The sequence below is a fragment of the Sphingopyxis sp. genome (genome assembly GCF_035944815.1).
Taxonomy (GTDB): Bacteria; Pseudomonadota; Alphaproteobacteria; order Sphingomonadales; family Sphingomonadaceae; genus Sphingopyxis.
The window spans coordinates 270,666-281,954 of record NZ_DASZAU010000010.1 but is presented as its reverse complement, the minus strand read 5'-3'; the positions used below and the strand labels follow the sequence as shown (position 1 = coordinate 281,954).

The 11,289-nt window shown below is 64.3% G+C and carries 12 protein-coding genes and 1 tRNA gene; 6 read left to right on the top strand and 7 right to left on the bottom strand.

Going from position 1 to position 11,289, the window contains the following annotated elements:
• Positions 1–28: 28 nt before the first annotated feature.
• The 3 genes from VGU00_RS16280 to VGU00_RS16270 all read right to left on the bottom strand — a co-directional run bounded on the left by VGU00_RS16280 (position 29) and on the right by VGU00_RS16270 (position 2,642).
• Positions 29–1,090 (bottom strand): hypothetical protein, encoded by a 1,062-nt coding sequence (locus VGU00_RS16280; RefSeq protein ID WP_327470360.1) that lies wholly within the window; start codon positions 1,088–1,090, stop codon positions 29–31.
• A gap of 74 nt (positions 1,091–1,164) precedes the next feature.
• Positions 1,165–1,629, bottom strand: a complete 465-nt coding sequence (locus VGU00_RS16275) for a hypothetical protein (protein ID WP_327470359.1) — start codon at positions 1,627–1,629, stop codon at positions 1,165–1,167.
• 11 nt (positions 1,630–1,640) lie between these two features.
• Complete coding sequence (locus VGU00_RS16270; RefSeq protein ID WP_327470357.1) at positions 1,641–2,642, bottom strand: hypothetical protein; 1,002 nt, start codon at positions 2,640–2,642, stop codon at positions 1,641–1,643.
• A gap of 222 nt (positions 2,643–2,864) precedes the next feature.
• On the opposite strand from VGU00_RS16270, the gene VGU00_RS16265 reads away from it, so the two are divergent.
• Entirely contained in the window at positions 2,865–4,037 is a 1,173-nt protein-coding gene (locus VGU00_RS16265) for an AI-2E family transporter (protein WP_327470355.1), read from the top strand.
• Positions 4,038–4,080: 43 nt separating this feature from the next.
• Positions 4,081–4,157, top strand: a tRNA-Asp gene (locus VGU00_RS16260).
• Between the two features lie 80 nt (positions 4,158–4,237).
• On the opposite strand, the gene VGU00_RS16255 is transcribed toward VGU00_RS16260, so the two are convergent.
• The 4 genes from VGU00_RS16255 to VGU00_RS16240 all read right to left on the bottom strand — a co-directional run bounded on the left by VGU00_RS16255 (position 4,238) and on the right by VGU00_RS16240 (position 5,923).
• Positions 4,238–4,468 carry a DUF2842 domain-containing protein gene (locus tag VGU00_RS16255; RefSeq protein ID WP_327470353.1) on the bottom strand — a complete coding sequence of 77 codons (231 nt, stop codon included), beginning with the start codon at positions 4,466–4,468 and terminating at the stop codon, positions 4,238–4,240.
• Positions 4,465–5,058, bottom strand: a complete 594-nt coding sequence (locus tag VGU00_RS16250) for a 5-formyltetrahydrofolate cyclo-ligase (protein WP_327470351.1) — start codon at positions 5,056–5,058, stop codon at positions 4,465–4,467. Before VGU00_RS16250 ends, VGU00_RS16255 begins: the two co-directional genes overlap by 4 nt.
• A 219-nt stretch (positions 5,059–5,277) precedes the next feature.
• On the bottom strand, positions 5,278–5,724 hold the full coding sequence (locus VGU00_RS16245; RefSeq protein ID WP_327470349.1) for a cell division protein ZapA: 447 nt from the start codon (positions 5,722–5,724) through the stop codon (positions 5,278–5,280).
• Complete coding sequence (locus VGU00_RS16240) at positions 5,717–5,923, bottom strand: hypothetical protein (protein WP_327470348.1); 207 nt, start codon at positions 5,921–5,923, stop codon at positions 5,717–5,719. Before VGU00_RS16240 ends, VGU00_RS16245 begins: the two co-directional genes overlap by 8 nt.
• Before the next feature lie 167 nt (positions 5,924–6,090).
• On the opposite strand from VGU00_RS16240, the gene tkt reads away from it, so the two are divergent.
• From tkt to VGU00_RS16220, 4 genes are all read left to right on the top strand, one after another.
• A complete protein-coding gene (gene tkt / locus VGU00_RS16235; protein ID WP_327470347.1) occupies positions 6,091–8,058 on the top strand; it encodes a transketolase in 1,968 nt (655 codons plus the stop codon).
• A 36-nt stretch (positions 8,059–8,094) separates the two neighbouring features.
• Positions 8,095–9,102: a type I glyceraldehyde-3-phosphate dehydrogenase gene (gene gap / locus VGU00_RS16230; RefSeq protein ID WP_327470345.1), complete on the top strand. Its 1,008-nt coding sequence runs from the start codon at positions 8,095–8,097 to the stop codon at positions 9,100–9,102.
• 17 nt (positions 9,103–9,119) lie between these two features.
• Positions 9,120–10,316 carry a phosphoglycerate kinase gene (locus tag VGU00_RS16225; protein WP_327470343.1) on the top strand — a complete coding sequence of 399 codons (1,197 nt, stop codon included), beginning with the start codon at positions 9,120–9,122 and terminating at the stop codon, positions 10,314–10,316.
• A gap of 100 nt (positions 10,317–10,416) precedes the next feature.
• Positions 10,417–11,286, top strand: coding sequence for a fructose bisphosphate aldolase (locus VGU00_RS16220; protein WP_327470422.1), 870 nt, complete (start codon positions 10,417–10,419; stop codon positions 11,284–11,286).
• Positions 11,287–11,289 lie beyond the last annotated feature (3 nt).

Genomic DNA, 11,289 nt, shown 5'->3' with positions numbered 1-11,289 from the left:
CGTACCCGCTGCTCCTGTCGTTACCCGATCAGTTGACGGTCGCGCGGAAGACGAGCGTGCGCGTCGCGCCCGCTGCCACAGTTGCGATCGTGCCCGACACGTTCGGTGCAGCATAGCTGCCGCCCGCGGCGCCGTCGGCGTTACAGGTGCCGCCGGTGACCGTGCCGTTGAGCAGGATCGTTCCGGCGTTGAACGTCAACTGGCCCGGTACGGGGTCGTTGATGATGACCGAGGTTGCATCGGCGCTGCCCGTATTGGCCACCGCAATGCAATATTCAACAACCGCGCCGGGGATCAGCTTCGGATTCGACGTATTGTTGAACGGATCCGAGATGACGCGGCTGGTCTTGGTGACCCCCAGCGTCGCTGTCTGTACCGTGTAATCGTCGTCATCGCTGTGCGACGCATCGCGTGCGATGTCGCCGGCCACGCCCGCGATGTCGGCAAAGACAGTGTCCTTGCCCGCGGTGTTCGCGCCCGTCGTTTCGGTGATCGCGCCGCCCATCGTACCGGGGGTCGCACCTTCACGCGCGGTTGCGCGCAGCGTCACGCCGGCAACGGCGTTGTTGGCAAGACCCGTCGGGATGTCGGCAACGACGAACAGACGGATCGCCGTATCGGTCACCAGTTCGTCGATATAGGTGACGAGCGTATCGCCCGCGTCCCAGCTGCCGACGGTTCCGGTCGACGTATTGTCGCGATAGATCCGGATATTGTTGGCATTGAACGTGTCGGTACCGCCATGCGCCGCAGTGCCGCCGACGAGCTGGGTCGCCGTGAGCGCAAAGTCTAGCACTTCGTTCGAGCTGTTCGTCAGCTGGAACGTCGTGACGGCGTTCGCCTGGCCCGGCACGACGTTGGTCGTGACCGTACCGACTTCTTCGACAAGCAGGTTGATCTTGCGGTCGACGGTGAAATTGTTCGACGCGCTTTGTTGAACTTGGCTGACGCCTCCGACTTGGAAATCGACGGTGGCGGTATTGGTGATCGTGGTACCGGCGGTCGTACCCGCGGCAAGTGCCGGGGTAGCGGCGACGCTCGAAAACGCCGCCAGACCGATGATACCTATATAAGTCAGCTTGCTGGTCATAGCTGAGCTCCTAGGCTTTATGTGGCCGCCGTTTCCCCACCGCTGGCGACCGTTAAGCGGTTTATTCTAAAGGGTTATTTGACAACCCCCCGAAACATGAGTTTGCCCGTCCCGCCGACCGGGATCGGATTCTGGAAGGCCCAGCGGATGTGCGTGACATCAGCGGGCTGGGCCGCGCGGCGGGAGCCATCGGCCATCGGTACTGCAAGGTCGGAAAGCAGTCCCCACTGCTTGCCGCCGTCGACCGAGACGAGGGGGCGCGAGTCGCCGGCATCCGCGAAGCGGACTGCCGCGGGCATCGGGTTGGTGATCACGAACTTGTCGGCGGGCTGGGCGCCGGCATTGCGATAGGCAAGCACGAAGACCAGCCTGTCGCCGGGAACGACGACCTTGGGTTCTTCGAGCAATATCTTTTGCTTGCCCTGGGCGTCGGTCGACACGCGTTCGACGAATACGCTGTTGTCGAGCGCCACCTGGTTCGCGGCGAAGGCTTGCGCCGGCATCAGGGCCGCAAGCAGAAGGAAAAGAGCCGTGCGCATGCGCATCTCCATCAGTCGATCGTGGTTCGGAAAGTGACGGTACGGGTCTGGCCGCCGGCGACGGTGCCGAGCGCGACATTGACCCGCGTGCCGTTATAGTCGCCGGCATCGCCGTCGGCGGCGTCGGACAGGCCGCTGCCACCGAGCGTGATCGAGCCGGGGACATAGGTCGTGTCGGCAGGAATATTGTCGGTGATCGCAAGGCCGCTCACCGAACCGCTGCCCGCGACGGTTGCGACAATCGTATAAGTGATCGTCGCGCCGGGGATCGGATCGGCGGTGTTCAGCGAATTGGTCACGACCGCCGATTTGACGAGTGTGACAGTCGCGGCGGAAACGACGAACGCGCCGGCGTCCTGGCCGTCGGCCCCGGTCGAGCCAACGACGGCATCGCCGCCGCCTTCGCCGCGGCCCGCAAAGCTGGTTCCCGGCGCGCCGGTCCCGGTCTTTGCGGCTGCGACGAGGCTGACGATGCCGCGATTGCCGTCGACAACCGTTCCCGGCGTCGTCGCGAGGACGAAAACGGTGATGCTCTGGTCGGGGTTGAGCGACGGATCGTTCGCGCCCGGCGTATAAAGCGTATCGGTGCTGGCGTCGAAAACGCCGTCGCCATTGTCGAGATAGATTTGCGTGACGGCGGGGTCGTAATTGTCGCCGCCGGCGTTCGCGATCGTCGTCAGGCCAAATGCCTCGACGCCGTTGCCGTTGTTGGTGACCGAGAAGGTCAGCACCTGGCCGGTTGCGCCCGGCGTCGTCGGAACGTCGGCCGGGTTGCTCGAATCGACCGTGACGTCGAGCAGTTCATCGACGAGCAGGTCGACGCGGTTCGAATCGACCGTCGTTGTGCCGCCGCCGGTATCGAAGCTCGCCGATGCGGTATTGCTGATGGTCGAACCAGCACGAGTGCCGGCGGCTTCGGCCTGCATCGGCAGCGCAAGCACGGCCAGCAGGGCGAGTGCTGAACAAGAGGGAAGAAGCTGATGCTTCGCGCCCCCCACAGGCGCTTTCATCATCGCTGATACTCCAAAAGGTTGGTCCTTGGAGCCTTCAGTCGCGGAAAAAGGGTAATTTCTGGTTAAAAAGCAGGGAGCAACACGGCTTCTGTTCCAAAGCGGGACATGGCGCTGGGCGGTTTCGTCGCAAAACGGGGCGACTGGCGCGACAAGTAAAGCTCGCGTAAGACGAGGCGGTTAACAAGGAGACGTGGGGTGGCAGAGGACAGGGGAGGCAAAGACATGCGCTCACCGCGTTCCAACCCGCTGCGTCAGATCGAGATCGACGATTTCCGTCGCGACCGGCTGCTGGCGGCCCTCGCGCTCATCCTCGGCGCCGCGTTTTGCCTCGGGCTTCCCTTCGCCTTGCAGGCCGGAGCCGAATTCTTCCTGCCGCTGACCGCCGCAATCGTGATCGCCATTGCACTCGTACCCTTGCTCGAATGGCTCGAGCGTCGCGGCATGCCGTCGGCGCTGGCGGCCTTCTTCGCGCTCGCCGCCTTCCTCGCGATCATCAACGCGGCGCTCGCTATTATCGTGGTGCCGGCGACGGGCTGGTTCGCGCGCATCCCTGAATCGATCCCGCGTATCCAGAGCAATCTTGCGCCGCTGATCGACTTCTATTCGACGCTGCAGCGTTTCGTGGATCGTACATTGGCATCGGTGGCAAGCGGGACCGAGGCAACCGCACAGGCGGTCGCGGCAACCGCGCCGACCTCGGTCGTCGATTATTTCATCACGTCGGCGCCGGCGGCGGCGATCCAGCTCTTCTTTGCCGTACTGGTCATCTTCTTCTTTCTGTCCAGCTGGACGCGGCTGCGCAAAGGCACGATTCGGCGGCGCGGCAGCTTTGACGGCGCAATGCAGACCGCGCGCGTCATCCAGAATGTCGTCGACGCAACCGCCGACTACCTGGCGACGATCACGATGATCAATGCGATATTGGGCCTGACGGTAGGCCTCTTGCTCTGGGCGCTGGGCATGCCGTCGCCTTTCATGTGGGGCGGGATCGTCAGCATCTGCAATTTCGTGCCCTATCTGGGGCCGATCGTGGCGGCCGTGCTGCTCGGGCTTGGCGGCTTGATGACCTTCGACGCGGTAGGGCTCGCGCTGTTGCCGGCGCTGATCTTCATCGGCGTCCATCTGGTCGAGGCGAATCTGATCACCCCGCTGGTGCTCGGCAAGCGACTGACGATCAATCCGTTGCTGATTCTCGTGTCGCTGAGCTTCTGGGGTTGGGTGTGGGGAACGCCCGGCGCACTGCTCGCGGTTCCGCTGCTGTTGATCCTGCAGACCGTGCTCGCGTCGACAGGCACGCCGGATCTGGCGGGTTTCCTCTTCGAACATGGCACGCTGACGACCACTGACGAGGTGCGCGATCGATTAAATCGCACACAGGATGAAAGCGACGGTTGACAGGTCGGGGCAGGGGCCATATTGGCGCGGCTCCCAAGCGCACGCGGGTGTAGCTCAGTTGGTTAGAGTGCCGGCCTGTCACGCCGGAGGTCGCGGGTTCGAGCCCCGTCACTCGCGCCATTCCTTCGATTTTCGAACGGAATGGCCCCCGCCGCTTGGGACCTTTCTCTCTTCTTAGATCGGGAATACGAAGCTGCGCATCAGGCGCGCCATCGCCCGAGTTCCATCCAGCGCAGCAGCGGCTTCAGCGGTGCGATCCAGACGATTCCGGCGACAAGATAGAATATCGCCTGCACCAGCACCGGCCAGGTTCCGACCCATGGCGACAGGCTGACGACGATCGCCGTCCACCCGGCGATCAATGCGAGGATCAGGAACATCCCGGCGGGTTTGCGCCAGCTCGGCTGCGGATTGGCTGGGTCTTGGTTCACAAACGGTCTCCGCAAAGAATGAATTCCTGCTCGGTCAAAATCGCGTCGAGCGCGATATCGGTCGATTCGCGCGGCGTAGCGTCGATTTCCTGCACCGACCAGCCGATACCGATGCGAAGCGCGCCGGGGTGGGCCGCGAAATAGCGGTCATAATGGCCGCCCCCCTGACCGATACGGCCGCCACGCCGGTCGAATCCCACCAGAGGACAGAAGATGATGCCGGGAATCGCCGCCCAAGCGTCGCCCAGCGGCTGCTGTGTGCCCCATGGCCCTTTTTCGAGCGGGTCTGTTTGCCGCCAGATGCGAAAGTCCATGGTGTCGATGCGCGCGGCATGGTGGGGCAGGGCAAGCGCGCCAGCATCGGCAAGGCCCGCAAACATCGGGAGGATGTCGGGTTCGTCGCCCCACGCCGCATAAGCGCCGACAATGGCATGATCGGCGAGCAGCTCCGAAAGCGGCGCGGGCAGCGCGCGAAAGGCGGCAAGCTGCGCCATGTCATCGAGATTCGCCGCGAAATGCCTGCGCCGAAAGCGAAGTCTTTCGCGCAGTTTCCGTTTTTCCTGGACGAGGTCGGCGGACAGGTCGGTCATCGCTTCCTCGGGAGCTTGGCGGGCAGGTTGGCGGGACCACCGTAGTCGTTTGCCGGAAAATCCTCTGACGCCAGTAACGTCAGGTGGGGACCATGTACGTCGGACCAGGGTCCGGGCAGGGACAGCCCCCTTGGATGATGTATCGCCTCAGGGATATTCGCAACGGCTCGTGCAGGGCAGTGCCCGCCGCCCCCTATGTAGGAGCGCGGCCCGCTGGGCTCAAGGGAGTTGCTCGACTTTCGTCGCCAGCGTTTCGATGCGATCGGCAATCTGCAGGAGCGCGCGGTCGTTCGACGAATTGCCCGAAGGCGCCGCTGCCGGTGCATTCTGGCGTGCCGCTTCCAGTTCTTTCAGCGCCGCCTGCTCGCGCGCCAGCGCCTCCTTCAATTCATCGCGCGCGGCCGCTTCGCGGCTTTCGGCAAGCGCGACTGCCGCGCGAAGCGAATCGGACTGCGGTTCGGTCTTTTCGACCTTGGTACGTGCTTCCTGCGCCTCGTCTGCCAGCATCAGCGCGGCGAACAGCAACTGTCGCACCTCGGTGCCGCCCGGCATCGTTCGGACCTTCTCGTCGACGACTGAAGCAAGCTGGATCAGTTGCGCTTCCTGCCCGTCGGCGCAATGCACATCATAGGGGCGTCCGGCGATGGTCAGTTTGACGTCAGCCACGCTTGGCCTCCGCGATCAGCAGGTCGAGTTCTCCGATCACCGCAGCGACTTCAGCCTTCAGCGCCGACTGGTCGGCGGCCGGTGCTGCAACGGCGGGTGCAGGGCGGTTTCCCCGATCGGCCAGGGCTTTTTCGATGCGGCTCAGCGCGCGTTCGATACGGCCGATGGCCAGGCTGGATTCGTCGAGATCGAGTTCCATGCCAAAGAGGTAGCAGCGCCGAGGGAGGGGCGCAATCGCCTGTCCGCGCCCGAATGCGCCAGAATTTGTGCGGCAATATGCCGCGAGCGGTTGACTCCTGACCCTACCCCCGCAAAGGGCTGTCCCCACCGAATCCGGTCATCTTCACATCCTTTCCCGGGGGACTTATGACACTGCCCGAACGTCAGCTCGCCAACGCGATCCGTGCGCTTGCGATGGACGCCGTACAGGCCGCAAACAGCGGTCATCCGGGGATGCCGATGGGCATGGCCGACGTCGCCACCGTGCTTTATTCGGATTATCTGAAATTCGACCCGACCGACCCGAAATGGGCCGATCGCGACCGATTCGTCCTGTCGGCCGGCCATGGTTCGATGCTCGCCTATGCGACGCTCAACCTCGCGGGCTATGCGCGTCCGACGCTTGATGACATCCGCAATTTCCGCCAGCTGCACAGCCCGTGCGCCGGGCATCCAGAGAATTTCGAGCTCGAAGGCGTCGAGACGACGACGGGGCCGCTGGGGCAGGGCCTCGCGACCGCGGTCGGCATGGCGATTGCCGAGCGGCATTTGAACGCGATCTATGGCGACGATCTTGTCGATCATCGCACATATGTGATCGCGGGCGACGGGTGCCTGATGGAGGGCATCAACCACGAAGCCATTGGTTTGGCTGGGCATTTGCAGCTGGGACGCCTGATCGTGCTGTGGGATGACAACAAGATCACGATCGACGGATCGACCGACCTGTCGACGAGCGAGGATATCGGCGCGCGCTATGCGGCGACGGGATGGCACGTCGAAAGCTGCGACGGCCATGATCCCGCGGATATCCGCCGTGCGATCGATGCCGCGCTGACCGACAATCGTCCGTCGCTGATCGCATGCCGGACGATCATCGGGTTCGGCGCGCCGAACAAGCAGGGCACGTCGGCGACGCACGGCGCGCCGCTCGGCGCCGACGAGATCGCGGCGGCGCGCAACGAATTGGGCTGGACCGCCGAACCTTTCGTCATTCCCGCCGACATCGCTTCGGCCTGGGCCGCGTTCGGCGAGAAGGGCAAGAAACTTCATGCCGATTGGAACGATCGCCTCGCAACCAGCGAAAAGAAAAGCGATTTTGAGACGCGTCTGAGCGGCAAGGTCGTTCCGGGCGATGCCTTCAAGGCCTATCTCGACGGGCTCGTCGCTGAGCCGCCGAAGGTCGCGACGCGCAAGGCGTCGGAGAATACGCTGACCGCGCTCACCGCCGATATCGCATCGCTCGTCGGCGGCAGCGCTGACCTCACCGGTTCGAACAACACCAAAACGTCGTCGACCAAGCCTCTGACAAAGAATGACTATTCGGGGCGCTATATCTATTACGGCATCCGCGAGTTCGGCATGGCCGCGGCGATGAACGGTATGGCACTGCACGGCGGCGTCGTCCCCTATGGCGGCACCTTCCTCGTGTTCGCCGATTATTGCCGCGCCGCGATCCGCCTGTCGGCGCTCCAGCAGCAGCGCGTCGTCTATGTGATGACGCACGACAGCATCGGTCTTGGCGAGGATGGGCCGACGCACCAGCCGATCGAGCATCTCCAGTCGCTGCGCGCAATGCCGAACCTGCTCGTCATGCGACCTGCCGACGCGGTCGAGACCGCCGAATGCTGGGCGCTCGCGCTCGCGCAGGAAAACCGGCCGTCGCTGCTCGCGCTTACCCGTCAGAATCTTCCCCCGCTGCGTCATGACGTCACGGAAAATCTTTGCGCGAAAGGCGGTTACCGCCTGCGCGATGCCTCGGCTGCGCGCAAGGTCGTGCTCGTCGCGACCGGCTCGGAAGTGTCGCTTGCGATCGAAGTCGCCGACAAGCTCGAGGCTGCGGGTCGCGGCACCGACGTCGTCTCGATGGTGTCGACCGAACTCTTCGACGAACAGACCGCGGCTTATCAGGCCGATATCCTGCCCGACGATGCGCTGATTGTGTCGATCGAGGCGGGCACGACGTTCGGCTGGGAACGCTATACCGGCCACCATGGCCTACGCTTTGGCATCGACAGCTTTGGCGCATCGGCGCCGATTGAAGACCTATTCAAGCATTTCGGCCTTACCGCCGACGCTATCGCACCCCAGATCCTGGCAAAGCTCGGCAATTAAGGACCGGCTTACCCCACGCAGAAAGGACCCATCGACATGGCAGTGAAAGTCGCAATCAACGGTTTCGGACGCATCGGCCGCAACGTGGCGCGCGCCATATTGGAGCGCACCGATCACGATCTCGAACTGGTGTCGATCAACGATCTGGCCGACGCCAAGGCGAACGCGCGCCTGTTCCAGCGCGATTCGGTCCATGGCCCGTTCAACGGCACCGTCGAAGTCGACGGCAACGACCTGATCGTCAACGGCAAGCGCATCCAGGTGACCGCCGAGCGCGATCCCGCCAAGCTGCCTCACGCCGCCAACGGCATCGACATCGCGCTCGAATGCACGGGCTTTTTCACCGACCGCAAGGGCGGCCAGGCGCATCTCGACGCGGGCGCCAAGCGCGTCCTGATCTCGGCCCCCGCCAAGGAAGTCGACCTGACCGTCGTCTATGGTGTGAACCACGACAAGATCGGGCCTGAGCATGTGATCGTGTCGAACGCGTCGTGCACCACCAACTGCCTCGCGCCGCTGGCCAAGGTGCTGCACGAAAAGATCGGCATCGAGCGCGGCCTGATGACCACGATCCACGCCTACACCAACGACCAGAAGATCCTCGACCAGATCCACTCGGATCCGCGCCGCGCCCGCGCCGCCGCGATGTCGATGATCCCGACCTCGACCGGCGCCGCGGTTGCCGTCGGCCTCGTCCTGCCCGAACTCAAGGGCAAGCTCGACGGCTCGTCGATCCGCGTCCCGACCCCCAATGTCTCGGTCGTCGACCTGACCTTCACGCCCAGCCGCGACACGACCGCCGAAGAAGTCAACAAGCTGCTGAAGGAAGCCGCCGAAGGCGAACTCAAGGGCGTGCTCGGCTTCACCGACGAGCCGCTGGTCTCGATCGATTTCAACCACGACGCGCACAGCTCGACGATCGACAGCCTCGAAACCGCGGTCATCGACGGCAAGCTGGTGCGCGTGCTCAGCTGGTACGACAATGAATGGGGCTTCTCGAACCGCATGATCGACACCGCAGGTGTGATCGCCAAGTTCCTCTGAACCAAAGGGAAATGTCGATGACCGCGTTCAAAACCCTCGACGATATCGGTGACGTCACCGGCAAGCGCGTACTCGTGCGCGTCGACCTCAACGTCCCGATGATCGATGGCGCGGTCGGCGACAAGACGCGGATCGAGGCGGCGATGCCGACGATCCGCGAATTGTCCGACAAGGGCGCGATCGTCCTGCTGCTCGCGCATTTCGGTCGCCCGAAGGGCGCAAAGAACCCGACGCAGTCGCTGAGCCTCGTCATGGGCGGGGTCGAAGATGTGCTCGGCCATTCGGTCATGTTCATCCCCGAGGCCGTCGGCGAGGGCGCCAAGGCGGGCGTCGCGGTGCTGGCCGCGGGCGACGTCGCGGTGCTCGAAAACACGCGCTTCTATCCCGGCGAGGAAAAGAACGACCCCGCCTTTGCCGACGCGCTGGCCGAGATCGGCGATTTTTACGTCAACGACGCCTTTTCGGCGGCGCACCGCGCGCACGGTTCGACCGAGGGCGTCGCGCACCGGTTGCCCGCCTATGCGGGCCGCGCGATGGAAGCCGAGCTCAAGGCGCTCGACGCCGCGCTCGGCAATCCCGCGCATCCGGTGGCTGCGGTGGTCGGCGGCGCGAAAGTGTCGAGCAAGATCGACGTTCTGCGCAACCTTGTCGGCAAGGTCGATCATCTGATCATCGGCGGCGGGATGGCGAACACCTTCCTCGCCGCGCGCGGGGTCGATGTCGGCAAGTCGCTGTGCGAACATGACCTCGTCGATACCGCCAACGCCATTTTCGACGCGGCCGATGCGGCGGGCTGCACCATCCACCTGCCCTATGACGTCGTCGTGGCAAAGGAATTCGCCCCGAACCCGCCGACGCGCACCGTGAATGTCCACGAGGTTGCGGCCGACGAAATGATCCTCGATATCGGCCCCGCCGCGGTCGAGGCGCTGGCCGATGTGCTCAAAAACTGCCGCACGCTGGTCTGGAACGGCCCGCTCGGCGCGTTCGAGACGCCGCCGTTCGACGCTGCGACCGTCGCGCTGGCGAAGACCGCCGCGGCCCTGACGCGCGAAGGCTCGCTGACGTCGGTCGCGGGCGGCGGCGATACGGTTGCCGCGCTCAACCACGCCGGCGTCGGCAAGGACTTCACCTTCGTTTCCACGGCCGGCGGCGCCTTCCTCGAATGGATGGAAGGCAAGCCGCTTCCCGGCGTGGACGCGCTCAAAGCCTGATTTTTCTCGCGTATTTGCATCCCGGCTACGGGGTCGCTATGCGCACCGCCACATACGTATGCAAACCACCGGAGATCCTATGACCACCGTCAATGCCGCCATGCTCGACCAGATCAAATCGGGGCAGGGTTTCATCGCCGCGCTCGACCAGAGCGGCGGTTCGACGCCCAAGGCATTGAAGGGTTATGGCATCGAAGCCGACGCCTTTTCCAATGATGAAGAGATGTTCGCGCTGATCCACGACATGCGCAGCCGCATCGTCACCGCACCTTGCTTCAACGGCGACAAGGTGATCGGCGCGATCCTGTTCGAACGCACGATGGACGGCGACGCCGGCGGCAAGTCCGTCCCCGCGCTGCTCTGGGAACGCGGCGTGGTGCCGTTCCTGAAGGTCGACAAGGGTCTGGAAGACGAAGCCGACGGCGTCCAGCTGATGAAGGCGAACCCCGGCCTCGACGACCTGTGCGAGCGTGCGGTGTCAAAAGGCGTGTTCGGCACCAAGATGCGCAGCGTCGTCAACCTCGCCAACCCGGTCGGGATCAAGGCGATCGTCGAGCAGCAGTTCGCCGAAGCCGCGCGGATCGCCGCGCACGGCCTTGTCCCGATCATCGAACCCGAAGTGAACATCAAGAGCGCCGAACGCGACGCTGCCGACCGCCTGCTGCTCAAGGAAATGCTCGCCGCGCTCGACGCGTGGACCGGCGCGCCGGTGATGCTGAAGCTCTCGCTGCCGACCGAAGCGGGGCTGTTCCAGCCGCTCGTCGATCATCCCAAGGTGCTGCGCGTCGTCGCGCTGTCGGGCGGCTTTGCGCGTCCCGAGGCGTGCGTCGAACTGGCGAAGAATCCCGGCATCATCGCGAGCTTCAGCCGCGCGCTGCTGGAGGATCTCCGCCACCAGATGAGCGACGAGGAATTCAACGCCTCGCTCGGCGGCGCGATCAACGAAATTCACGCGGCCTCCGTGGCCTGAAGT